20 protein-coding genes are annotated in these 25,754 nt (G+C 44.9%); 6 read left to right on the top strand and 14 right to left on the bottom strand.

Annotated features, from left to right (window positions below):
* Positions 1–304 precede the first annotated feature (304 nt).
* Entirely contained in the window at positions 305–1,723 is a 1,419-nt protein-coding gene (locus tag B9T16_RS01690; protein WP_410243980.1) for an NB-ARC domain-containing protein, read from the top strand.
* A 231-nt stretch (positions 1,724–1,954) separates the two neighbouring features.
* Here B9T16_RS01690 and B9T16_RS01685 read toward each other — a convergent pair whose 3' ends face one another.
* Entirely contained in the window at positions 1,955–3,865 is a 1,911-nt protein-coding gene (locus tag B9T16_RS01685) for a prolyl oligopeptidase family serine peptidase (RefSeq protein WP_410243979.1), read from the bottom strand.
* A gap of 141 nt (positions 3,866–4,006) precedes the next feature.
* Entirely contained in the window at positions 4,007–4,348 is a 342-nt protein-coding gene (locus tag B9T16_RS01680; protein WP_006619108.1) for a hypothetical protein, read from the bottom strand.
* A 282-nt stretch (positions 4,349–4,630) separates the two neighbouring features.
* On the opposite strand from B9T16_RS01680, the gene gor reads away from it, so the two are divergent.
* The 3 genes from gor (at position 4,631) to B9T16_RS01665 (ending at position 9,043) form a co-directional block, all read left to right on the top strand.
* Positions 4,631–5,974, top strand: a complete 1,344-nt coding sequence (gene gor, locus B9T16_RS01675) for a glutathione-disulfide reductase (protein WP_410243978.1) — start codon at positions 4,631–4,633, stop codon at positions 5,972–5,974.
* A 145-nt stretch (positions 5,975–6,119) separates the two neighbouring features.
* Positions 6,120–7,481, top strand: coding sequence for a CHAT domain-containing protein (locus B9T16_RS01670; protein WP_410243977.1), 1,362 nt, complete (start codon positions 6,120–6,122; stop codon positions 7,479–7,481).
* Positions 7,482–7,708: 227 nt separating this feature from the next.
* Positions 7,709–9,043, top strand: a complete 1,335-nt coding sequence (locus B9T16_RS01665) for a GH39 family glycosyl hydrolase (RefSeq protein WP_006619111.1) — start codon at positions 7,709–7,711, stop codon at positions 9,041–9,043.
* Between the two features lie 51 nt (positions 9,044–9,094).
* Here the strand turns inward: B9T16_RS01665 and B9T16_RS01660 are convergent, their stop codons facing one another.
* The 3 genes from B9T16_RS01660 to B9T16_RS01650 all read right to left on the bottom strand — a co-directional run bounded on the left by B9T16_RS01660 (position 9,095) and on the right by B9T16_RS01650 (position 13,963).
* Positions 9,095–9,700, bottom strand: a complete 606-nt coding sequence (locus tag B9T16_RS01660) for a pentapeptide repeat-containing protein (protein ID WP_006619112.1) — start codon at positions 9,698–9,700, stop codon at positions 9,095–9,097.
* A 30-nt stretch (positions 9,701–9,730) separates the two neighbouring features.
* Positions 9,731–11,122, bottom strand: coding sequence for an HD domain-containing phosphohydrolase (locus B9T16_RS01655; protein ID WP_410243976.1), 1,392 nt, complete (start codon positions 11,120–11,122; stop codon positions 9,731–9,733).
* A gap of 105 nt (positions 11,123–11,227) precedes the next feature.
* On the bottom strand, positions 11,228–13,963 hold the full coding sequence (locus tag B9T16_RS01650; protein ID WP_410243975.1) for an HAD-IC family P-type ATPase: 2,736 nt from the start codon (positions 13,961–13,963) through the stop codon (positions 11,228–11,230).
* Between the two features lie 371 nt (positions 13,964–14,334).
* Here B9T16_RS01650 and B9T16_RS01645 point away from each other — a divergent pair, with 371 nt between their 5' ends.
* Positions 14,335–15,165 carry a sulfurtransferase gene (locus tag B9T16_RS01645; RefSeq protein WP_006619115.1) on the top strand — a complete coding sequence of 277 codons (831 nt, stop codon included), beginning with the start codon at positions 14,335–14,337 and terminating at the stop codon, positions 15,163–15,165.
* 3 nt (positions 15,166–15,168) lie between these two features.
* On the opposite strand, the gene B9T16_RS01640 is transcribed toward B9T16_RS01645, so the two are convergent.
* On the bottom strand, positions 15,169–15,657 hold the full coding sequence (locus B9T16_RS01640; protein WP_006619116.1) for a pentapeptide repeat-containing protein: 489 nt from the start codon (positions 15,655–15,657) through the stop codon (positions 15,169–15,171).
* A 122-nt stretch (positions 15,658–15,779) separates the two neighbouring features.
* On the opposite strand from B9T16_RS01640, the gene B9T16_RS01635 reads away from it, so the two are divergent.
* On the top strand, positions 15,780–16,136 hold the full coding sequence (locus tag B9T16_RS01635) for a phage holin family protein (protein WP_410243974.1): 357 nt from the start codon (positions 15,780–15,782) through the stop codon (positions 16,134–16,136).
* Positions 16,137–16,379: 243 nt separating this feature from the next.
* Here the strand turns inward: B9T16_RS01635 and B9T16_RS01630 are convergent, their stop codons facing one another.
* The 8 genes from B9T16_RS01630 to ruvX form a co-directional block, all read right to left on the bottom strand.
* Positions 16,380–16,883, bottom strand: coding sequence for a hypothetical protein (locus B9T16_RS01630; RefSeq protein ID WP_410243973.1), 504 nt, complete (start codon positions 16,881–16,883; stop codon positions 16,380–16,382).
* A 42-nt stretch (positions 16,884–16,925) separates the two neighbouring features.
* Positions 16,926–20,474 (bottom strand): methionine synthase, encoded by a 3,549-nt coding sequence (gene metH / locus B9T16_RS01625; RefSeq protein WP_410243972.1) that lies wholly within the window; start codon positions 20,472–20,474, stop codon positions 16,926–16,928.
* Between the two features lie 98 nt (positions 20,475–20,572).
* Positions 20,573–21,514 (bottom strand): spermidine synthase, encoded by a 942-nt coding sequence (locus B9T16_RS01620; RefSeq protein WP_410243971.1) that lies wholly within the window; start codon positions 21,512–21,514, stop codon positions 20,573–20,575.
* 240 nt (positions 21,515–21,754) lie between these two features.
* Positions 21,755–22,864, bottom strand: coding sequence for a glutamate 5-kinase (gene proB, locus B9T16_RS01615; RefSeq protein WP_410243970.1), 1,110 nt, complete (start codon positions 22,862–22,864; stop codon positions 21,755–21,757).
* 31 nt (positions 22,865–22,895) lie between these two features.
* Complete coding sequence (locus B9T16_RS01610; protein WP_006617817.1) at positions 22,896–23,411, bottom strand: YqeG family HAD IIIA-type phosphatase; 516 nt, start codon at positions 23,409–23,411, stop codon at positions 22,896–22,898.
* 60 nt (positions 23,412–23,471) lie between these two features.
* A complete protein-coding gene (gene mltG / locus B9T16_RS01605; protein WP_006617818.1) occupies positions 23,472–24,545 on the bottom strand; it encodes an endolytic transglycosylase MltG in 1,074 nt (357 codons plus the stop codon).
* Positions 24,546–24,599: 54 nt separating this feature from the next.
* Entirely contained in the window at positions 24,600–25,175 is a 576-nt protein-coding gene (locus B9T16_RS01600) for a DUF3727 domain-containing protein (RefSeq protein WP_006617819.1), read from the bottom strand.
* Between the two features lie 120 nt (positions 25,176–25,295).
* The gene (gene ruvX, locus B9T16_RS01595) at positions 25,296–25,742 is read right to left on the bottom strand and encodes a Holliday junction resolvase RuvX (RefSeq protein ID WP_006617820.1); all 447 of its coding nucleotides are present in this window, start codon (positions 25,740–25,742) and stop codon (positions 25,296–25,298) included.
* Positions 25,743–25,754 lie beyond the last annotated feature (12 nt).

The following is a 25,754-nucleotide window of genomic DNA, read 5'->3' as shown; positions in this document are numbered from 1 at the left end:
AAAGTTGTCAAAAGTGGTATAAAATTCTCATAGGTAAGGGACCACTACTAGACATTTTCCAAATATATAACATATATATAGGACAGCCTCAAGGATTCTATGCCGTCTGTTACCTGTCCCTGGTCTCCTCCTCAACTCAGATAGTTGTTTTCAGTCACAGGTTGGGAGTTATGAGATCACAGATATATGGGCTCTTTTTATCTGTGATGCGGTGTTATTAGTCAAGAGTCCCTTATCCCCCGATCACGGATCGCTACTGGTGAAGATGAGACAATTTGAATAAGTAATAACACTTATTAGTATTATGGAAGTTCAACAAATTATCGAATGGGCTGACGGTCTAGTGTTGATCCAAACTGGAAAACACCTAGATGACCTGGAAGCGGCTATTTTGCTGGGGACTTACCAAAATCAAAAATACTCGGAAATTGCTGCTGGCTACAACTGTAGCGAACCCCATGTCAAAAAGGTGGCTTATCTGCTATGGAAAACCCTTTCCCAAGCGTCGGGAGAGGACATCAATAAATCTAATCTGCGATCGACTTGTCAGAGGCTACAACTTCCGACTTTGTCCAATAGTGAGGAATTTGTGGCCATTGATGCTGTCACTCAAACCAATTCCCCACCTCCCCAGGGTGACACTACCCCCAAACTATATAGCACTGAGTCTTTCAGGCGCATCGATCGCACTGATATACCTGATGGGGATTATTTTTGCGATCGCCAAGAAGAAGTGGCTACTCTCAAAAATTGGATACTAGAAGATCGCAGTAATTTAGTCTCAATTTTGGGCATTAGTGGTATAGGTAAAACCGCACTCGCCCTGCGTCTTTTGCCAGAAATTCAAGATAATTTTGATTGTGTGATTTGGCGGAGTTTACGCACCCTACCTTCCCTATCTTCAATCCTAACTTATTTAACCCAATTTTTGCCTCCCCCAAACCCAGATATCCGACCCCTTACCATCACTTACTATTCCACAGTTGCAGAAGCTCAAAACCCATCCCACCAATTAGCAGAACAATTATCATTAGTCATGGAATGTTTCCGACAACATCGCTGCTTGCTAATATTAGACGATGTGCAGGCGATTTTAAATCCTCATAACCTAGTGGGAGGCTATAAACCCGGTTACGAAAGTTATCGATTACTCTTTAAAACAATTGGCGAACTATCCCATAATAGTTGTTTGATTATGAATAGTTCAATTATGCCTCAAGAATTAATCGAATTAACTAATAATAATCATCGGGTTAAATGCTTAACATTACCTGGTTTGATTTCTGAATCCGCCCAGGATATTTTGAGTTCTGCGAGTTTATTAGACGCTGATAATTGGCAAGAATTGATGGAAATATATGGTGGTAATCCGGGATTTTTAAAAATTGTATCCCGGACAATAAAGGATTTTTTTGGTGGTAGCGTCCAGCAATATTTAGCCAATAAATCAATCTTGGTATTGCCAGAAATTAAGCATATATTAGATAATTTTTGGCAGCAATTATCGGATTTAGAAAAACAGGTAATGGGTCGGTTGTCGGAATCAGAATCTGGTTTGTCTATGACGGATTTGCTAGAGAATATAAACCATAACAGTTCGGAGTTATTGTTAGCGGTTCAATGCTTACAAAAGCGGTTTTTAGTGGATAATATCCAACAGGAACAGCAAACATTATTTACCCTGATTCCGGTAATTAGAGAGTATACCAGACAATGTAGATGATTGGTAAACCCGTGCTGATAGACAGTTGCAGCTAGTCAATAATATTGGATATTCTCGCCTATATAATAAGGTTTAATCTCCCCTAATTCCTGTTAAGAATTAAGGAAGATTTAGGGATTATCAAGATGCAAGTTTATCGTTGGGGGAATAGTTGATAATGACTAACTATCACTAATCAATAATGAATCATCAATTAGTCCCCCCGTCACCATTCCCCTAGAGGAGTAGCGATTAGTTACCAATCCCAAATACACGGATATAGAATTGAAACTCATCTTCTAAGGCTTTCTGAATATTCTCAGCTTTACGGAAGCCATGTTGTTCATCAGCAAAGGTGACATATTCGACGGTTAAGCCTTTAGCTTGGAGGACTTGCACCATTTTCTCAGCTTGGTTAGGGGGAACGACTTTATCCTCAAGTCCTTGGAAAAAGATGATTGGACAGTTGAGGCGATCGCTATGATGAATGGGCGACCTGGCTATATACAAATCGCGACCTTCTGGGTAAGGTGCAATCAAGCCATCAAGATAGCGAGACTCAAATTTATGGGTATCGGTAGCTAAAGCCTCCAAATCACTAACGCCATAGTAACTAGCGCCAGCTTTAAACACATCATGAAAAGTCAAGGCGCACAGAGTAGTATAACCCCCAGCACTACCGCCCGCGATCGCCATGCGATCGCCATCAACCAACCCTTGGGCGGCGAGAAACTTAGCACCATTAACACAGTCAGCCACATCAACAATTCCCCAGTTACCCTGAAGACGTTGGCGATAGTCTCGACCATAGCCAGTGCTACCACCATAGTTAACATCCAATACGGCAAAACCGCGACTGGTCCAATACTGAATTTTCAAATTGAGACTGCTAGAAGTGGCCGCCGTGGGTCCGCCGTGGCTTTTCACTAGCAGAGGCGGTTTTTCGGTCTCAGAAGCCACATAGTCTTTATTTTGGGGGGGATAAAAGAAGCCGTAGGCGGTTTGGTCATTTTCGGTAGGAAACTCAATAGGTTCTGGGACTGATAAATAACCAGGGTCTAGGTCGATTTCCGTCGAAGATCGCAGAACATTCATTTCCCCAGCATTAAGATCCAATTCCACCAAGGCGGTGGGTTCAGTAGCGGAAGATGCCAACATCAAAATACTATTGTTTTGAACTGTGACGGAGGAAATGTAGGTATAGGAAACATCAAAGGAACGTAATTGTTGAGTTTCTGGGTCTAAAGTGGCTAAGGACCAAATACCATTTTGAGTATAGGCACAACAAAGCCGCCGTTGGGAGATGAAACCGAATGTAGACATCCCAAAGACCCATTGAGGTAGTCCAAATTCGGCCGGGAGGGGAAATAATGGCTCAATTTTCTGATCACGAACCCGGTAGAGGTTCCACCAGTTAGCGCGATCGCTTACAAAATAAAGAGTTCCATCAGGAGACCATTGAGGCTGAAAAATTGACTCTTCGACTCCCCCCGCGACCCGTTTTTGTTGGTCTAAGGTTCCATCTTCGGTAACTTCAGCCACCCATAATTCTGTGCCATCCCAAGGCATATTGGGATGATACCAGCAAATCCAACAGAGACGGGAGCCATCTTTACTGAGGTTAGGGGAGGCGTAAAAATCGGCCCCTGTGGCTAATATTTGGATATCTTCAGGGTTGTTGAGGTTAAGGCTAATGAGGGTATTAACGGGTTCTCCTGACTGGCTGTGGTCTTCGCGCACACAAATCAAGCGTCMCCGGCGGGTATCTATGAGCAAATCAGCATAGCGGAAATTTCCTWCCGGGGTGATAGGTTCGGGTAAAATTTCGGTGGGTTGAGCAACTGAGGCGATCGCCTGACGGTAAATGCGTCCATCAGCAAAATTAGAAAAATATACCGTCCCCTCACTGACGGTATAAGCTCCCCCCCCATACTCATGTACACGGGTACGAGTATTAAAAGCGGCAGGAGTGCAATCAATGCGATCGCCTTTGGGGGTTAGGCGCACAATCACATTGCGTCCCCCTTCAGAGGGTCGTCCCTCAATCCAATATATATCATCTCCATCCCAGGCAGGACTTGCCAACCCGACTGCCCCTTTAATAATTAAGTCGGTAGTGATGGCCGATTGCCAGGAGCCATAGGGCGCAACGCTTAAACTCATAGTTTCTATCTCTATAACTCCAGTGGATTCCCGTACAGGGAGATTCTAGCTAAAATATCAATAAAATACCTCTATTATCCACTGGGATGCAATAGATAGGGCAACTCATACTCTGGTCGCCCTGAAAATTAACAACCGACTTCAATCCCTGACCAAGGTGGGAGAACATTGCATAAAAGCAGATTGAAAATCCCGATTTGCCATAATTTCCTGTTGAGTTGTCAGATTACTTAGCGCCAAGAATTTGTCATCTGGCAGTTTACTTAAACGCTCTAAGGTACAATTACAAAAGGCTTCTCCTCTTTGGGGGGAAATCTTCTCAGCCGCCATTCCGGCTCGGCATCCTTGCAGATAATTGGTCTGAAATTCCTGGCGCTGTTGTGGGGTCAACGCTTGCGCCGGAAACATGGCAGTTATGGTGCCGCTAATTAGTGGGAACACCACCAGAAATTTAGACACAGTTTTGGGGGGGGAAATTCTCATAATATTGTAACTTGCTAACCAGATGATTACTTCCCAATCATACGACTAATTCAACTGCGATCAGCAAAATTTGAGCCAAAGATGATGAGCGCCATTATACGTCAAGAGTTATCAATTATGAATTAGATGGTAATTGATTTCTCATGGTCAGGACTGGTCAGGTGGGCAATAAGTTCCACAAATTTGGATCCGGGTACTGATTGGGGTAAAATATATTGGAAGTCATTGGGCGATCCAGGTCATCTTAGAAAATTGATGTTTTAGACGAGAGGCTATTATTGTATGGCATACGATTATGATTTGTTTGTGATTGGTGCAGGTTCAGGGGGGTTGGCTTCGTCGAAACGGGCGGCTTCATTAGGGGCGAAAGTAGCGATCGCAGAAAATTCCGTGGTTGGGGGAACCTGTGTGATCAGGGGTTGTGTCCCCAAAAAACTGATGGTCTATGCTTCCCAGTTTTCCCACCTATACAAGGACGCGGTAGGCTATGGCTGGAGTGAGGTGGAGAGTAGCTTTGATTGGCAAAAACTCACCCAAGCGGTTGATACGGAAGTTAAACGGTTAAGCCAACTGCATATCAGCTTTTTGGAAAAAGCCGGAGTGGAACTTATTGATGGATACGCTAAATTTATTGATGCCCATACACTAGAAGTAGGCGATCGCAAAATTACGGCCGATAAAATTCTGGTGTCAGTGGGAGCGAAAGCGGTGCGCCCAGAGATTCCCGGCATTGAACATAGTATAGTTTCTGATGATATGTTTTTGCTGCCGGAACAGCCCAAACGGTTCGCAGTTTGGGGTGGTGGCTATATTGCGGTAGAATTCGCGGGTATCCTCAATGGTTTAGGTTCCCAAGTGACAGAAATTATCCGGCGCGACCTGATCCTGCGGGGATTTGATCAAGACCTGCGGAATCATATTCAAGAGGGTATGACTAAACATGGGGTGAATTTCCGCACTAATACCACCATTGAAAAAATCGAAAAAGTGGAGGAAGGTCTGAAACTAACCCTAACAGGTGATGATACAGAACCGTTGATTGTAGATGCTCTGTTGTGTGCGACAGGTCGCCAGCCTAAACTGGATGGATTAAACCTGGAAAACGCGGGGGTAGAAACGATTAAAGGGGCGATCGCCGTAACTCAAGACAGCCGGACGACTCAATCTAATATTTTTGCGGTGGGAGACTGCACAGACCGGGTCAACCTCACCCCAGTAGCGATCGCGGAAGGTCGGGCTTTTGCAGATACGGAATTTGGTCATCTACCCCGCTCCATCAGCCATGATAACATCGCTACAGCGGTGTTCTCCCAACCGGAGGCGGCGACAGTAGGCATGACAGAAGCCCAAGCCCAAGAAAAATTCGGTGATTCGATTAAATGCTATCGGGCTGTGTTCCGACCCATGTTCCACAGTCTGACGGGGGCTGATGAAAAGGTATTAATGAAGTTAATTGTTGAAACCAATACCGATCGCGTTTTGGGGGCTCACATGGTGGGTAAAGACTCAGCCGAACTGATCCAAGGAATTGCGATCGCTGTTAACATGGGAGCTACCAAAAAAGATTTCGACAACACAATGGGTATTCATCCCAGCAGCGGTGAAGAATTTGTTACCATGCGCTAGTTTCTGATTCCTGATTGATACCTAGAAGGGTAGGTAGGGGCGGGTTGATTAAAATTGTCGTCGGGGACTTTAATTAATTGGGGAACCCGCCCCCACGAATTGATTACCCTCTCTTTCGGCTTTACCTATATCTTGGCATCAAAATATGAAACGGAATTATATAACCCGTAAAATTAAACTCTGGAAGCCTCTAACTCGTTGGCTTTCCCTCGTGATAGCGATCGCCTTGTCAGTGGTTGCTGTTTCTATCATCTTCACCCCCATTGATACCAATGCCACATCCCTGAGCGAAGCCATTTTAGGCATGGATCATCGTTTTCAAGCAGTATTTGAGGATCATTTTGGTCGAGAACTACCCGGCACCAGTGACCCCCCAGAAGTGATGGCAGAAACCCTGTCCTTGCTGGCTGAAAAAACCGGAACCAAACCCGCAATTTTATGGGTGAGTCCCCGCATTGACCATTTACACCTAGTCCTAATTAATCCCGGAGGAGAACCCGTAGTTGAGGATCTCTATGAAGTTCCCCAAGAATTACTGAATCAAACCGCTCGCGAGTTCCGCCAAAATATTACCCGTCTGCGTCCTCCCTTACAACTAGGAGCCGCCCAACAGTTATATGAGTGGATTATTAAGCCATTAGAGCCACAATTACAAGCTGATGATATTGATACCCTGCTTTTTTGCGTAGGAGAAGGACTCCGAGGCATCCCTTTCGGTGCTTTATACGACGGCGAACAGTTTTTAATCGAAAAATATAGTTTGTCTCATATTCCCGCCTTTAATCTGATTGACAGAGACTATAAGCCTATTCAAGCTGATCGGATTTTAGCCATGGGAGCCTCAGAATTCCAAACACTGGAACCTCTCCCGGCTGTACCTGTGGAATTATCGGCTATCACTTATAAAATTCCCAACCTGTTAATTCCCCAATCGGCTATCGAGGGACAATTTTTGCTCAATCAGGATTTTACCACGGAAAATCTACTAGCCAAACTAGCTAATCAAGATTTTGATATTATCCATTGGGCTACCCATGCTGAGTTCAATCCCGGAAATCCAGATAATTCCTATATTCAGTTTTGGGATAGTCAACTTACCCTCAGCCAGTTATCACAAATTCCCTGGAATTCACCGCCGGAATTATTAGTCCTCAGTGCTTGTCAGACGGCTTTGGGAAACGAAGAAGCAGAGTTAGGATTTGCGGGTTTAGCACTACAGGCTGGAGTCAAATCGGCTGTGGCTAGTCTTGGGAATATTAGCGATTTGGGGACTTTAGCCCTAATGTCGGAGTTTTATCTGCAACTAGCCAAAAACCCCACGAAAGCAGAGGCACTCCAACAGGCTCAAATTAATCTGTTGCGTGGTGATGTATACTTTGATGGCGATCGCCTGTTCTTATCTAACGGTGTGATGCCTTTACCGCAAGGTTTAAACGATTTAGGCGGTTCTGGTCTCCGCCATCCATTTTACTGGGCTGGTTTTACTATGATTAGTAGTCCCTGGTAAACAGCTCACACCAATAGGCGATCGTCTGCCAGAAGTGTAATTAATAATTAATAATTGATAATTAATAATTGTACGGGCGAGTTCGGTTGTCAACTCAACTCCCGACGACTATATTATAAACCCGCCCCAGTCCACAAGGTAATTAGTAAACAGGGAGGAGAGGCACTTTTAAAGCCTGTTGTATGATTACTGAAATGACTGTATCAATATTAACTGAAAATTGACCAATGATTAAACAATTAGCTATTTCTCGCCGAAGTGTCAGAATTAAATGGCTTTCGGTATTATTGGCAATAGCAGGAGCATTGCTATTTGTTGGGGTGAGCATAATTCCGGCGATCGCGATAACTCAAGGGGATTTGACCATTGATTTTGCCACCTCTCAACCTGGTGTTAAATCTATGAGTGGTTTTCTCTATGGAGTGGAGGAAGATGAACCGCCAGACCATCTAATTCAACCCCTGCAACCGAGACTGTGGCGGACATCTCGCCTAAACCTTTATCCTCGCTTAACTGGATTTGGGGCAACATTTCAGTTGTTACTGAGTGATACTTGGGGATATGGAAGACCACGGGGGTGGCCCTATGATGACTATACCCGCTGGGAAAACCATGTTCGGAATTTGGCTAGAGAACATAAGGGAAAAAAGATGCTCTGGGATATCTGGAATGAACCAGATTTGCGCGATCCGTTTTGGCATGGCACTAGAGAACAGTTTTTTGAAACCTATAAAAGGGCTTATCGGGTTTTACGGGAAGAGTTAGGCCCTGATGTGATCATTGGTGGGCCGAGTATTACTAAGTATGATAAGGGTTTCTTGACGGCTTTTTTAAACTATTGCCGAGACAATAATCTTGAGGTGAACTCGTTATCTTGGCATGAACTTAATGATCAGACTATTAATGCGATCGCATCCCATATCCGAGATGCTAACCAGAGTTTTCGACAGAACCCAGCTTATCGCAGTCTGAAAATTCAGCGATTGGATGTTAACGAAATCATTGGACCCACTGCCCAATATCGACCTGCTGAAAATTTAGCCTATTTGTATTATACAGAACAGGGAGGCGTTTCCGCCGCCGCCAAAGCCTGTTGGGAACCAAAAGCGGGCGGTAGAAATAACTGTTTTAACAAAAGTCTTGATGGTTTGGTACAGCCGGGACCTTTTGCACCTAGGGCGGTTTGGTGGGTTTATAAAGCCTATGCCGATGGCTTTGAAACTAGGGTGAGGACTCAGGGAAATAACCCCAGAGTGATTGGTTTGGCGAGTCGGTCTAATGGTGGAAATCAAGCCCAAGTCCTGTTTGGTTATTTTGAGCAAGGTCGAGCGCCCCGTCAAGCTACTGTTACCCTGACTCTCAGAAATCTTCAGCTGCTTGACTTGGTAAGGCCTGGACAGCCTTTAAATTTGACTATCTCCCGAATTCCAGACACTGGCGAAGCGGTGGTTAAGGATTTAGCGATCGTCAAACGGGAGCAAATTACGGTCACTAATCAAATAGTCCGATTGACTGTTCCCAATATTCGCATCCATGAGGCTTATATTTTGACTATCGGCTAGGTAGCGCACCTTGATATCTTGGTGAGGTTAAGGGCGATCGCCTTGGTAAATTTACTCTAGGGGGGTACCGTCTAAACAAGCGCCATCAAGACAAGCGCCGCCCCATTGTGTATTTTCCACAATGGCACAAAGTAGGTTAGCCTGTTGCAAATTCGCCCCTCGCAAGACTGCGCCACTCAGGTTAGCCTCTTCCAAATCAGCTTGGAAAAAGTCCACTCCCGAGAGGTTAGCATTTCTCAGGTCGCAGCCCTGCAAAATTGCCTGAGATAGACTCACACCCCGCAAATCAGCCGAATGTAGACTAACACCACTCAAATCCAGATTACCAAATACCGCCCCAGTGAGAAAAGCCCCTGCAAAAGTAGCCTCTCGCGGGTCTGTATCTAATAAGATAGCACCCCGCAGGTCAGCATTCCGAAAATCTGCCTGTATGAGGTTAGCCCCGGTCAGATTAGCGCCTCGGAGGTTAGCCCTAACGATCGCCCTAGCCAAATTCGCCCCCGACAAATTCGCCCCCATTAGCTTGGCTTGGGACAGGTCTGCGTCAGCCAGATCAGCCCCCGACAGGTCAAGACCCGATAAATCAGCATTAACTAGGTCTTTGATTTTACCATTTCTAATGTCTTCGATATTTAGGGATGCAGTTTGATTATTCATAATAGTTTATTAATGTGTAATTTATGGAGATTATTGATTAGCGGGATTAGTGCTTTCTTCTAGCCAAATATTCGGCAGTTGGGTGGGCTGAGTTGGTAACTGCATTAAACCCACTTCAGTTAACCTAATTACTGTGGCTAAGGAGTTGACTAAATCCGGATCAAATCTAGTGCCGCTGTATTTTTGACATTCATTTAGGGCATCTGTTAAAGTCAAAGCTGGGCGACTTACCCGGGGCTGAGTTAGTTCTTGAAAATAGCTAACTAGCCCTAATATTCTGGCTTTGATGTTGATTTGTTCTCCTTTTTGACCATCAGGGACTCCGCTACCATCCCAATTTTCCAAGTGGTGATTAACGACTTTTTGCACTACGGTTAATTCTGGCATAGATTCCAATAATCTACCACTAATAGAAGCGCGATCGCGCCAAAATTTTTGGGTGGCTTCATCCATTTCTTCAGGAGTTTTTAAAAACACTTCTGGGGGTGCAGATGCGAGACCGATACGATGCAGTAAACCCGCTAATTTCAGCCGTCGCAGTTTCAGGGTGGGTAGGTCTAAAATCTGACCTATGGTTTCGCATAAGGCGGCGACTTGTAGGGAAGCGCAAGGGTTAAAGGGGTCACGTTTATCTACTTGTTGCGCCATGCGTAATAAGGCTTGCAGTTTGTTAGCGCTCAAATTGCGGCTAACTCGTTTGGCTTGTCCTTCCCATTGCCAGAGTTGTCTATTTTGGCGATTAACGGAGATTAATTCTTGTTGTGATGATTGTAAATATGTAACAATCCGAGAAACTACCGTGCTGAGGTCGGGAAATGTGGGGTTAGGGGTAGCAGTAATATTTTGATAATATTCCCAGAGGCGATCGCCTAATTCCAGGTTATACTTACGGAAGCGATTAATTAATATTTCGGCAGTTTGGTCTACTATAGTTTGCTCAAAAGTCCAGAGTCCATAAAATTTGCGTTCGGTGTCAATGGTAGGTTTCGCATTAACCAAGTATTCAGACTCTGATAATTCCTGACAGAGCACCATCGCCCTATATCCAGGTGCTATAATTAAGAGGTTCCACTCTTCCACTAGGCCATCAGATGGTTCCAGATTAATTAAGGAAACATTATCTAATTGACCTGTGGGATGTTCGGAAAAGCCACTATCAGGCACAGCGCTAATGGCAATATGGTGGCAAAGTTTGGCGATTTCAAAATAGCGATCGGCTTCTTGAAGATACCATTTTCCTTCTTGAAAAGTCACTAAAACCAGAGGTTTTTCTCCGGTAAGTTCACCTATTTGTAAAAGATGGTCTTCTAAAGCGTGACAAAGTGCGACTAGGGTATTTTTAAAGTAAACGCCAAAACTAGAGGGCAGTTTGCCATCAGGTAAAGATGCTTTAAGTAAGTTTAGTGTCGATTCAGGATTCATATTATTTATAGGAATTTTAACAGGGGACAGACCAAGGTAGCCTCGACAATTAATTAATAATGATTAATTATGAGCTATTTACTGCCCCCTGTCTAGTATCTACTGTTAATTTTGGGCAAGTTGGTTGGGTGGGTCAATGCGGTTAGCGATCGCCGCCACGATAATCATAGGTAAACCTACCAGGAAACAGGTTAACCATTGTTGCAGGTCTAGGGGCGCGGTGCTGAATAAGGTATTCATGAAGCCTACCTGACTAAAGAGTACCTGTAAAACCATGGTAACAGCAATACCAATCCAAATTACTGGTACTTCCGCGATTTCGGTATCTTTCCCCCGTAGTTTGGAGGAGAGAGTTTCGCCAATTTGACTGAGACTAATTAGGTAGAATACGCGCCCAAATACGAGGGCTTGAATTGCCATGGTCCGGGCGATCGCATCTTCTTCGGTAGTCATCCTCGCCCATTCAAACATTCCAAAAATCAGCACCCAGTTAAAGACAGAAATCAACAGAATTCGCAGGAGTAGTGACTTATTTAACAGGGGTCGATTAGGGGAGAGGGGGGGTTGTTCCATCACCTGTTTAGACTTAGGTTCAAAAGCCAGAGGAACCGTCATAGCGATGGAGTTAATCATATTTAACCACAAAACTTGTAGGGAGAGAATAGGTAATAATCGGTTGAGGAGGACACTAATAACGATGGTCATGGACTCGCCGCCATTGACAGGTAAGATAAAGGCGATCGCCTTAATCAAATTACGGTAAACCGTGCGCCCTTCTTCCACCGCCGCCTCAATAGAAGCGAAATTATCATCGGTCAAAACCATATCGGAGGCTTCTTTAGCCACCTCGGTCCCCGTTTGTCCCATAGCCACACCAATATCAGCCTGTTTAAGGGCGGGTGCATCATTGACCCCATCCCCCGTCATGGCGACAATATCTCCCCGAGACTGTAAGGCTTCCACCAGGCGCAATTTTTGTTCCGGGGCGACCCGCGCAAATACCACGCCATCTTCAGCGGCCTGAATAAACTCTTGCTGATCCATCTGGCTAAGGTCTTCTCCGGTGAAAGCAATAACTCTCCCCGACCGTTTAAGGCGCATTTGGGAGGCGATCGCACTAGCGGTGATGATATGGTCTCCAGTAATCATTTTGACCCGAATACCGGCGTTTTTACAGGCGGCTACAGCCCTAATTGCTTCTTGGCGTGGGGGGTCAATCATTCCTTGTAAGCCGAGAAACTCTAACCCCTGTGCAATATCTTCATGGTCTAGGGTGGTTTGCTGGGTGGTTTTTTTGGCGATCGCTAATACCCGTAACCCAGAAGCTGCCATAGTTTCAGCCTGTTGATGAATTTCCGCAGCATCTACCGGAATAACTTGCCCGTCAGAGTCTAACATTTCATCGCAGCGGGAAACAATAGCTTCAACGGAACCCTTCACATAAATTACCAACTGTTGGCGATCGCTAGATTCATGCAAAGTCGCCATATATTGATATTCTGACTCAAAGGGAATCACATCTTGACGCGGCATTTCTGCCTCTAATTCAGCCAGAGTAAATCCGGCTTTGCGGGCGCTAACAATTAAAGCCCCTTCCGTCGGGTCTCCCACAATTTTCCAGATGTTTTCTTCCTGAATTAAATGGGAGTCATTACACAACATCCCCCCTTGCAAACATTCTATAAGCATCGGGTGATCGGCTAGGTTAATAGCTTGATCTGCTGAGGATATCTCCCCCTCTGGTGTATAACCACTACCGGAAACCTGGTAATTTTCACCCCCAACATAAATCTGCTGGACGGTCATTTGATTTTCAGTTAAAGTTCCCGTTTTATCAGAACAAATAACCGTCGCACTTCCCAGAGTTTCCACAGCCGGGAGTTTCCGAATAATAGCATGGCGGTTAGCCATCCGAGAAACCCCAATAGCTAGGGCGACTGTTACCACTGCTGGTAAACCTTCGGGAATGGCACTAACTGCTAGGGCGATCGTCGCCTCAAAGACTTCGTTTAAACTCTGACCATATCCTAACCCTACCGCCAACGTCAAGGCTGCCACTCCCAGGATAATATAAAGCAGTTGGCGACTGAATTTACTAAATTTCCGAGTTAGGGGAGTAATCAGATTATTTTGGTTTTCCATTAACTGGGAAATGCGCCCAGTTTCCGTGTTTTTTGCCGTAGCGATAACTATGCCTCGCCCTTGTCCTGCAGTCACAAAACTGCCAGCATAACCCATGCTTTTACGGTCTCCCAGAGAGGCATTTTCCTCTACCGAATCTGGTCGTTTCTCCACGGCCGTTGATTCTCCCGTTAGGGCGGATTCATTAACTTGTAAATTCTTGGTTTCTACTAGGCGTAAATCAGCAGGAATTTTATCACCAGAAGCTATAAAGACGATATCCCCAGGCACTATTTCCGATGAGGGAACCTTGTTTTTTTCTCCGTTTCTATATACGGTGGCTTCGGTTTCTATGGACGATGACAGGGCGGCGATCGCATTTTCCGCTTTAGTCTCTTGGATAAAGCTAACTATAGCATTAATCAGAACTACCGCCCAAATTACCCAACCATTAGCACTTTGCCATCCTTCTAAGATAAACTTAATCCCCCCAGCAATAATTAGAATATAAAGTAGGGGTTGATTAAACTGTTCTAAAAATCGGATAATCGGATGTGTTCCCCCTTTACTTTCCAGGCGATTTAAGCCAAATTGTTCCTGTCTTTTCGCCACTTCTTCCGAGTTTAAGCCTGCTTCTAGGTTAGCCCCAACTTCAGCAGCAGTGTCGGCGATCGCTAAACAATGCCAGGGTTTGGGTGGTAGAGATTTAGGGTCATTCATAATGTCAATTTTGTGATGGTCAAAGGGTTAACCATAGCCCCAGAAAATATAGCTATAGGGGAGGGGGTAGCCATGGTTAAGGTTATCGAAACATTAAGATGTCGGCACAGAGAAAGTTAGTCATCCTCACCAACCAGGATAAGTGCTTACATCCCCATTAGGATAATATGTATCATATCTAACAATCGTGTATTTTCCAAGTGTTTAGCTGGTGGATGTAGTTAAATGTCAATTCTACTTACTTCGCGAGACTGTAGGGATAGGTGATGATTGATGAGAAAATTGCGGGGATTGTGTGTAAAAATTGCCAATATATGATATAATACACCCTGCAAATATCGCTAATCCGATAGCAGGGAGATGGGATTTTAATGGTTAATACTCAACCGATTGTTTCCCCCGAATGGTTACGCGAAAATCTGAATAATCCCCAGGTGAAAATTGTGGACTGTCGTTTTGCCTTGGCTGATCCAGCTTGGGGACAACAACAGTATCAACAGAGCCACATTTTGGGGGCTTTTCATCTCGATCTAAACCGGGATCTGTCTTCACCAGTGACTAAACATGGTGGCCGTCATCCCTTGCCGAATATTGATGAACTAGCTGATAAATTAGGCACAATGGGGATTGAATTTGGGGAAACCCATGTGGTAGCCTATGACCATGCCCGGTTTGGCTTTGCGGGGAGGCTGTGGTGGCTGTTACGATATATGGGTCACGATCGCATTAGTTTACTCGATGGTGGCTTTAACAGTTGGCAGGCGGCGGGTTATCCCGTCTCTGAAGAGTTGCCAAGTTCACAACCGGCTAAATTTACCCCGAAATTGCGATCGGATTGGGTGGTAAATTATGAACAGGTGAAAACCCGCAAGGATCAGCCCGGCGTGGTTTTAGTTGATTCTCGTGACTATGACCGCTATCTAGGCAAACATGAACCCATAGACCCCATAGCCGGACATATTCCCGGCGCGGTAAATTTACCCTGGCAACAAGTCACCGATGATCAAGGTTTTGTTAAATCTACACAACAACAGCGGTGGGCGGACTATCAGGACGCTGAAGAAATTATCGTTTACTGTGGGTCAGGAGTCACAGCCTGTACTAATTTGCTATCCCTGGAATTGGCAGGCTTATCCCAGGGAAAATTGTATGCCGGAAGTTGGAGTGATTGGTGTTCCTATCAACTAGACCCGGAAGCCTGAAGCCTAACGACACCCCAGGGAGTAGCGGGTATCAACTCCCGTCGTCGAGTTGACTCCTTCTGCCCTCAGACAGAGTTGGCGCAACTGTTCCCGATCAAAAATAGCATCGGTAAAGTCTGCGCCAGTGATTTTGGTATCAGCAAAGGTAGAACCTAAAAACAGGGCTTCCGTAAAAATCGAATCGCTCAGGTCTGCTTGGGAAAAGTCCACCTGATCGAGCATAGCATAGGTGAGGTCGGCTTTTCTCATGGTCACCCCCAGCATAATTGCCCGACTGAACACAGAACCCCGCAATTCGGCTTCGTCAAAGTTAGCATATTCCAGATTGGAGTTGGCAAATTCGGCGGCGGGTAGTTTTTGGTTGGAAAAATCCCGGTTTTGCAGCAAGCTGTGGTTAAAAAACAGGTGGGAGGGGTTCTCAGCTAGGGCTAACCCAGGCCCAATAATTAATATTAGTCCTACCCATAAGGCGATCGCTAATGATTTAATCATCCTCTTCATTGCTAAAAGTCCCATACAAATATCTCTAATAACCACAATCTATCTCCAGGATAGCGAACTACAGCAGCCTTTTCACTACAATAGGAAACCAAAGACCACGTTAAACTGTATTGATGATTAATTTTTTCTTGACTTGGCTGTTAGCAGCCATTGCGCTGTCCATTACCGCTTATTTAGTGCCTGGTTTAATTCTGGAGAGTTGGCAGGCTGCCGCTGTAGGGGCGATCGTTATGGGGTTGGTAAATGCCATCATTAAACCAATTTTAACTATCCTCACCCTACCCTTAACCCTATTAACCCTAGGTTTGTTCCTGTTTGTCGTTAACGCCATTTCCCTATCCCTCGTCGCCAAATTTACCCCCGGTTTTACCATTAATGGATTTTGGTCAGCCCTATGGGGTTCTATTGTCCTTTCCTTAGTTTCCTGGGGTATGAGTCAAATTGCCAACAAAACTGATGTAGATGTTTAGATTGTTCAGATTTTCCCGACTCTAGGTTAAGGCGGTGGGTTATTCCTGGCAATATCAACCCCCGCCTTTTTTATCCCAAACTTCCATTACAGCCTGTTCAGAAATCATCTGATCACCTCTCAAAGTCCCTCTCCCTCTCTGGGATCCAGATTTAGGGTGAGGGCAATGTATTAAGCGACTGGTGAACAAGCTGTATAAACCATTGACCTACATTCAACATCAAAAAGTCATCATTCTTAACTATTAATAGATATCGTGAATCTTCAGATCCGTCATCTCTAAATGTTTGGAGGACATCCACCCTATTTGTGCATCATTAAACCAATTTTGTTTGTCTGCAGTACATAAAGCGCGACCACACCACCATATCCCTAGATTTTGATTAACATAAGTCCCATCAAATATCTCAACAAAGGCTCCTAATGGTAGCTTGTCGAGAATGTTGTTACTATCGTTAGGGTTAGGGGATCTTCTCAAATTTAACCCCTCAGTTTTCACCTTAGCAATACATTCAAATACATCAACATGAACCCTGGGAATATACCAGGAAGTAGAACGATTTTGTTCTCCTGAACCCAAATCGGAATCTATAATCATCTGATAATGTCCGTCTTCCAAATAACGACTATTATTCCAAGCGATAAAACTAGCGCCCGCCGGAACTTCGATTTTTTCATGACTAGGTAATTGATTAGCCGGGAGAGGTTTCGCTTTAAAAATAGTGGGGGTATGCACAAAAACTTTCATGATTAGTTCCCTCAGTAATAGAGATAGTTGATTTGAGACATATTAGGCACTAAAATACTTAGCCGCCGGGTGATAAGTGATAATCGCAGTAGTAGACTGTTCTGGGTAAAGCTGTTCACTTTCATCCATATATAAACCAATTACCTCTGCTTTCAACAGATCTAACTGTTTATATTGGTCTTGCATATTCGGACAAGCCGGATAGCCGAAACTGTAACGGGAACCTCGATAACGCTGCTTCAGGATATCGCGAATATTATCAGCATCCTCCCCACCAAAACCTAACTCGCGGCGAATGCGGGCGTGTAACCATTCTGCCATGGCTTCAGCCGTTTGTACTGCCATACCATGGAAATACAAGTAATTCGTATAATCATCAGCAGCAAATAGCTTCTGGGCGTAATCTGTCGCGATTTGTCCCACGGTGACGGCGTGCATCGGAAAAACGTCGATTTTACCGCTATCTGTAGGGGCGAAAAAGTCAGCAATACAGAGGCGACGACCAGACCGCTGGCGGGGAAATTCAAAACTGGTAATTGGTTCGGAAATTTCTCCGGCCTTAATTTTTTCGGGGTCATAAATTAACAGCGTGTTCCCTTCCGACTGACAGGGAAAATAGCCATAGACGGCGCGGGGTTGGAGTAAGTTTTCGGCAATAATTCGCTGTTTCCACTCTGCCAAAATTGGATAAACTTTAGCTTCTAAAAACTGGTTATATTCCTCCCTGGGTTGTCCTTGGGGTTTACGGAACTGCCATTGTCCGGCGGTTAAGGCTTGTAAATCTAAATACCAGAATAACTCATCAAAGGGCATATCCACAGGTTCGAGAACCTTCACCCCCCAGAATGGCGGCGTAGGACGTTCTATATCTACTGCTACGGCTTCGGAACGTCGGGTATCTACTACTTTTGGGGTGTCAGTTTCTGGCTGGTCTGTTTGGGGTGGTGACTGTTGACTCTGACCATTAGCGGTGATGGTTTCATCTTGGACAAATTCATCTAAAAAGCCTTTGAAATCTTCCCATTTTCCGGCTTTCTTGGCGGGCATTAATTTATCCATAAAGGTGAGGTCAGAAAAGGCATCTTTCCCATAAATTACCCGACCTTTATAGGTGTTCTGACAGTCTTCATAGACAAACTTGGAGGTTAAAGCAGCACCGCCTAAAATGACGGGAACGGTAATTCCCTCTTGATTGAATACCTCTAAGTTATCTTTCATAAAGGCGGTGGATTTAACCAGTAAACCACTCATGGCGATGCAGTCGGCGTTATGTTCTCGGTAGGCGGAAATAATATTATCAACGGGTTGTTTAATGCCTAAATTAACGACTTTATAACCGTTATTAGATAGGATGATATCAACTAGGTTTTTACCGATATCGTGAACATCTCCTTTGACTGTGGCAATTACAAAGGTTCCTTTGGCATTATTTCCCGATTCGGATTTTTCCATAAACGGCTCTAGGTAAGCAACCGCCGCCTTCATGGTTTGGGCGGACTGGAGAACAAAGGGTAGTTGCATTTGACCAGACCCAAATAGTTCGCCGACAACTTTCATCCCGTCTAATAGGAAAATGTTAATAATATCTAGGGGGGGATATTTTTTGATGGCTTCGGCGAGAGCATCTTCTAAGCCTATGCGTTCCCCATCAATGATATGCTGTTTGAGGCGTTCTTCAATTGGTAAATTAGCATCACCACTGCGATCGCGTTTAGTAGTTTTCCCTTCAAATAGGGTAGTTAATTTAGTTAAGGGGTCGTAGGTACAAACATCCCCATCAAACTGTCGTTGGTCATAAATCAAATGGTGGCAGACTTCTTGATGTTCGGGTTCAATTTTAGCCAGAGGTAGGATTTTATTAGCAGTCACAATAGCGGCATCCAAACCCACGGCCATGGTTTCGTGCAAAAACACTGAATTTAACACCTGTCGCGCCGCCGGGTTCAAACCAAAGGAAATATTAGATATCCCTAATAAAATATGGCATCCGGGGAGTTGTTGGCGCATTTGATGAATGGCTTCAATAGTGGCTTTCCCATTTTCGCGGTCTTCTTCAATTCCGGTAGAAATAGGTAAAGCTAGGGGGTCAAAAAATATTTCTGTGGCGGGGATACCAAAGGCGATCGCATCATTATAAGCCCTTTGAGCGATCGCAAACTTTTTGGCGGCTGTCCGCGCCATTCCCTCCTCGTCAATAGTTCCCACCACCACACCAGCGCCGTATTTTTTCGCCAATTCCAACACCTTATAAAACCGAGGTTCCCCGTCTTCATAGTTAGTAGAATTAAGTAAACATTTCCCCCCAGCGACCTTTAAGCCCGCCTCCATTTTTTCCCATTCCGTAGAATCCAACATCAAAGGAAGATTAACATTAGTCACCAGCCGAGATACCAACTCGTGCATATCTCGGACTCCGTTACGCCCCACATAATCAACGTTCACATCAAGAATTTGCGCCCCTTCTTTCACCTGTGCTTTAGCGAGGGCGACCAAACCATCCCAGTCTTCTGCATTGAGTAAATCCCGGCATTTTTTCGACCCGCTGGCGTTGAGTCTTTCACCCACAATTAAAAACGAGTTTTCCTGTTCATAACTGATGGTGCTGTAGATAGAAGCCGCCGAGGGTGTAATCTGAGGATGGCGAGGTTTTGGGGTCAAGGTTTGGGCAATTTCTGCCAAGGCTTTAATATGGTCAGGACGGGTTCCACAACAGCCGCCAATCACCTGTACTCCCAAATCTTCTATAAAGTGCATTAAAGCCATTTTTAACTCTAGGGGGGTGAGTTTATAATGAGCTTGACCGCCGACATTTTCCGGTAAACCAGCGTTAGGAATACAGGAGACCACAAAGGGGGAATGTTCTGATAAATAGGCGATGTGTTCCTTCATTAAATCGGGACCTGTGGCGCAGTTAAGTCCCAAAATATCGATTTGATAGGGTTCGAGAATAGTTAGGGCGGCGTTAATTTCGGAACCGACTAACATAGTTCCAAAAGCCTCCATAGTTACGGATACCATAATTGGTCGCCGTTCCCCTTTCATTTTAAATACTTCTTCGATACCATTAAGGGCGGCTTTAATTTGCAGGACATCCTGACAGGTTTCGACAATAAACAGGTCTACCCCGCCATCAAATAAGCCTTCTGCTTGTTGACAAAAAGCACGTTCTAGGGTATCAAAATCGATATGTCCGAGGGTGGGGAGTTTAGTTCCCGGTCCCATTGAACCTGCCACAAAGCGAGGTTTTTCGGGGGTAGAAAATTCAGCAGCGACGCTTTTAGCAAGTGTGGCGGCGGTTTGATTGAGTTGATAGGCTTGGTCGGCGAGGTCGTATTCTGCTAATACGATGGAAGTACCCCCAAAGGTATCGGTTTCAATAACATCAGCGCCAGCTTGCAAAAATTGGCGGTGGACGGTGGCGACGGCTTCGGGTTTGGTATGGACGAGGTATTCGTTACAGCCTTCGTATTCTTTCCCCCCAAAGTCTTCGGCGGTGAGGTTTTGGACTTGTAGGTTAGTTCCCATTGCGCCATCAAAGATGATCACGGGGCGTTGGGGACTGTGAAGGCGTTGTAAAAATAGGCTTTCCATAGGGGATTTAAAGATAGATTTTTTTTTAGATCGATTGGATATTATGGTTAAGATGCGATCGCAGCTATCTACTATTTTTACACAATTTTCGCCCAGATTCACCCCCAATTATTTACCGAGTGATTTTGAGGGGGGTTGGCTAGGGTGTACACTTCGGTTTCAGATGCGATCGCATTTCGTAGGTAGGTAGGGATCTGAAATAATCCTAACAGCGTTTTTCCGTCTAACATCCTTAACCCTCCCTTCGTCTGGGTAGCTAATAACTGATTAACTGATTCCGGGTCAGGTCGGGAGGAAATTGGTTGTTTAGATGCTAACACAAACCCCCAAGGTTCTCCAAAACTGGGAACATCACTGCTATAGCTTTGGATATGGGGAAATACTTGATTGATAGTATGGGCGACTTTCGTATGAAACCCCAATCCAGCTAAGGCGGTTGAGCCAGCTTGTACTACTAGGAAACCATCGGGTTTCAGGACTCGCGCCATTTTGCTAAAATATTCTTGGGTAAACAGTTGAAAAGATGGTCCTGACTCTACCGGGTCGGACAGGTCAGAGATAATCACATCCCACTTTTGAGATGTGCTATCTAGAAAGTTAATGGCATTGTCAATATTAACTGTGGTGCGGGGGTCATCAAAGGCGCGATCGCTCATTTCTGGCAAATATTTTTTAGAGGCTTCTACCACTTCTTGATCTAGGTCTACCATCACTACTTCTTCCACGGTATGCCAGCGCAAGACTTCCCGCACAGTCGCACCTTCTCCACCTCCTAATATCAGAACTTTTTGGGGGTTTCCATGATAAATTAAGACGGGTTGCACTAAGGGTTCATGATATAAAAATTCATCAACCATACATGATTGCAGTTTCCCGTCCAAAACCAAAACCCGACCATAAGATACTGTTTCTAAAATCTCCATTTTCTGATAGGCAGTCTGCTGAGAAAGTAGAACCCTGATCACACCATGAGCATAAATATCCCAAGATGTTATATAATCATTAAGCCACAAGTCGGCTGCTATCTGACTACCCACCATGAGTTATCCTCCTTGTCTATGGGTAAAATCCTACAGTAATTATAAATCATCTGGTTTCGGTCTTGTGGTTTAATGGTCCAATCATAGGGCTAGATCAGCCTGGGTATTTTCTGTTATGAATAGTGATTGCTCAGATGGCACTATCTATCCCCCCAGTCCCTAGGTGACGGTGAACCCCAGCGGATATGACCATAGATAGATTTGATTATATCAGGTTTTATTGACACCCAAAAAAACCGGCTACAGAATGACTAAATTATCTCGATGTATGACAGTTTCCGCCCCCTCATAACCGAGTATTTCGGGGATTTGTTCAGAGTGACAACCTTTAATTCTCAGCATTTGGGAACTACTATAGTTAACTAAACCCCTGGCTATTTCTTGATGGTTATTATCACATAATTGCACAGAATCATGGCGGTTAAATTCTCCCTCAACCTTGATAACTCCTGCTGCTAGGAGAGACTTTCCCCCCTCTTTAATAGCTTTAATTGCGCCGGAGTCAAGGTAAAGTTTACCCATGGGAACTAAGACATTAGCGATCCAGTGGCGACGGGAATTTACGGGGCGAGATTGAGGTTCAAACTGAGTCCCGATCGCCTCTCCGGTGAGAATTTTTTGAAGATTAGCAGGATGTTTACCATCAGTAATGACAGTACGCACCCCGGAAGCGGTAGCGATACGGGCCGCCTCAATTTTAGTAATCATCCCCCCAGTCCCCCAACTGCTGCGGGAAGAACCCACGTCAACTTGAAATTCTTGTAACTGTTGAATATTAGTAACTAGATGAATAGGTTTAGCATGAGGATTACTGCGAGGGTCGGCGGAATAAAGGCTTTCGACATCAGTTAACATAAATAGCCAATCTGCCTCTACTAAACTAGCGACTAAAGCTGATAAAGTATCATTATCCCCAAACCGTAATTCATCGACAGCGACGGTATCATTTTCATTAACAATAGGAATGACACCCAATTTCAGCAGTTGTTGAAAGGTATTATAAGCGTTGACATAGCCGCTGCGTTGTACTAAATCTCCGCGAGTTAGCAGGACTTGGGCGATGGGTTGTTTGAGGGTAGTAAATAAATCATCATAAACCCTAATCAAGCGCCCCTGTCCGACGGCGGCGACGGCTTGTTTAAGGGCGATCGCCCTAGGTCTTTCGGTTAATCCCAGGCGATCGCGTCCTACACCCACCGCACCAGAGGACACTAAAACGACGCGATTTCCGTTCCTTCGTAGGTCGGTTAAAGTCTCTACCAGAGTCGCCAAGGTTGACAGCGCCAAGTGTCCAGTTTCCGACTGGGTTAAACTGGAGGTACCAATTTTCACAACAATAGTACAGGTCATAATTGGTATTGGGGGGGTCGGAAATGGATTGTTAATTTTTTAAAACAGCGCCGAGGAGTTTAGATATCCAAACTTCGATAGATCGAGTTGAAAAAGATGTACCAGTTTGCATGGGGTCAACCATTGGTTCCACTAGAATTGTAAACATTCCCAAACGGTTTCCCGCCAGAACATCGGTAAATAGGCGATCGCCAACCATCGCAATTTGAGCGGTGGGGATATCCATAGCATCGACGGCTTGACGAAGTTTGCGGCGGGAGGGTTTAGCCGCCGCGTTAATGTATGGTAAACCCAGGGCGTTAGCAATACCACTAATGCGAGTCTGGCTGATATTGTTGCTAACTAACCAGAGGGAAAATAGGGGTCTAACATTTTCTACCCACTCTCGCAACTCATCAGAGACTTCCTGGGTGGTTATAGGGACTAAAGTTTCATCGACATCTAACACCAGTCCTTTGAGATCATACTGATGAAGGATATCAGGTATAAGCTGCATAATCGAGTCGCCCAGAACCAGATCTGGTTCTAAAAGTTTTCCCCAGGACATAGCTGATTGTAGAGTTTAACTCTACTATCCTACATGAAAACAGAGTAATTCATCACATTTTTATTGATTAGCCAGTTGTCGTTCGACTTCTGCGATCGCCGCCTGATGTTCTTCTCCGGTGCGGCTAAAGATATGAGTACCATCATACCGAGCCATAAAATAGAGGTAATCTGTTTCGGCTGGATTTAGGGTAGCCTTTAAACTAGCCACACCTGGGGAGGCGATCGCTGTTGGTGGGAGTCCCACATTCAGATAAGTATTGTAAGGTCCCGGAGTTTCCACCTGTCTAAAAGTGAGGGGTTGGTCAACAGTTTGGCGAATCCCCAAGCCATATTCTACGGTAGGATCTGCTGCTAATGGCATTCCCATTCTGAGGCGATTATGAAACACCCCAGAAATCAAATCCCGTTCATCAGCCACCACCGCCTCTTTTTCCACAATACTAGCCAGTGCTACCCATTCATTAAGATCAAGATTGTGTCTGTCTCGGCTTTGTTGGTAAATTGGTAGCGCCACCCTTTCAAATTGAGTTAGCATCTGGTTAATCACGGTTTTGGGCGTAATCAAATCACTAGCCACCACATAGGTATCAGGATATAAATATCCTTCCAGTAGGGGTAATCCTTGCGGCAACCATGGATATTGATCTAATGGTATTTGTTGAGCTTGTGCGATAAACTCCTCGGCTGAAAAGAACCCTTGTGCTTGGAAATATTCGGCCATTTCCCGAATCGACCACCCCTCTGGAATGGTAAAGCTGGTTTGCATCACTTCCCCAGTCCAAATGCGATCGGCAATGTCACCGAGGGACTCCGTAGGGGATAACTGGTAATTTCCCGCTTTAAATTCTCCATCTGGGTCTCGGAAAACCAACCACCTAGACCATAACCGCCATGCTGTCGATGATCTAATCAAGCCAGCGCTTTCCAAATCGAGGCCAATTTGTTGGCTGGATGTTCCTGGGGGAATTGAAATCTGGATAGCAGTTTCTGCGGCCGCATTTTCCCCGATCGCATCTCCATCTATGTGAGGAGAACTAGCCCAACTCCACCAACTCCATCCTTGCCAACCACAAAATCCCCACACTAATGGTACTATGGCGAAATAAAAAATACCTTTAGAAATCCGTCCCATAACCTATTATATCAATCACTAACAACTACTTCTGCTTAATTAGCAGTTCGGCTTTTAACTAAAATCTCCAAATAGTTTCTCCTCAATCATCGGTAGTAGTGGTTCAATTTTATCTAATTCTTCAGAAGACAGCAATTGTGGCTCACCTTTCGGATTCCTACGAGCCAAAATAAAAAATGGATCGAGGGGGGTATAAATGCCGTATTCTTGTTCTTCATGATAAAAAGTTGTGAGCATCAACAGTTCCTCATAATCTTCCTCATCCCCCCCACCAGAACCATTACCGTCTACATCATTATCAAAAATGTCCTCTGGTAATTCCCCAGCGACAGTCAAGGTGACTGCTGTACGTTTCAGGGTGAGGTTCTGTTCTTCCAGAACTACTTTCGCGGTGGCGAAAATGCTATCGATGACGGCTTCTGACTCTACCGGAACTGCCACCTCTTCATCCTCATCATCAGACCAAGTGAGGATTTCCACGGGGGTATCGAGGGGAAGCAGCAAAATATATTCTTCCCCGTCTAAGCTAAAGGATGACTCAATGGTGCATTCAATGGATCGCCCTTGTTCATCAGTTAGGGTAGTGGCCTCTGGTTCGGGGATATTCTCGTCGGAAAATTGGGATGGCATGATTTTTGAAAGTAGTATGGTTGCTCAAAAAAATAAGGCAATCAGAATTATACCAATGGGTACAATTGATACAGATCCACTTGTACCAGAAAGAATAACATAACAGTGATCCCTTAACCCCTAGGATTTGTGGCGGCGTTGATCGAGCCACTGTTGCAGAATCAAGGCGGCCGCTTTGCGGTCAATCAGGGCTTTATTCTCAGACAGGGGGATTTTTTGGCCTTTTAACATTTCTTCGGCCTCAATGGATGTTAAGCGCTCATCAAAATATTCTACGGGTAGAGCGAGGGATTTTTGCAGTCGTCGGGTATATTTTTGGATCTGACGGGCTTGGGTTCCTAACTCTCCATTGCTCAAATAGGGTAAACCGACGACTAAAATTTGCACCTGGCGCTGTTGGATTATGGCCTGAAACTGGGCTAAGTCCGCCTCAAAGTGGGTGCGGACAATGGTAGTTAATCCGGTGGCAATTAAGCCGGTACCATCACAGCCAGCTACTCCAATGCGACGGCGACCAATATCTAAGCCTAGGGCTGATATATAGCCTTTGGGGGTGATATCATTCATTGCTCGCGCCTG

It is taken from the genome of Arthrospira sp. PCC 8006 (assembly GCF_046480465.1).
Taxonomy (GTDB): Bacteria; Cyanobacteriota; Cyanobacteriia; order Cyanobacteriales; family Microcoleaceae; genus Limnospira; species Limnospira platensis.
Note: the sequence above shows the minus strand (reverse complement) of the source record. Positions and strands in the feature narration are given on the sequence as shown.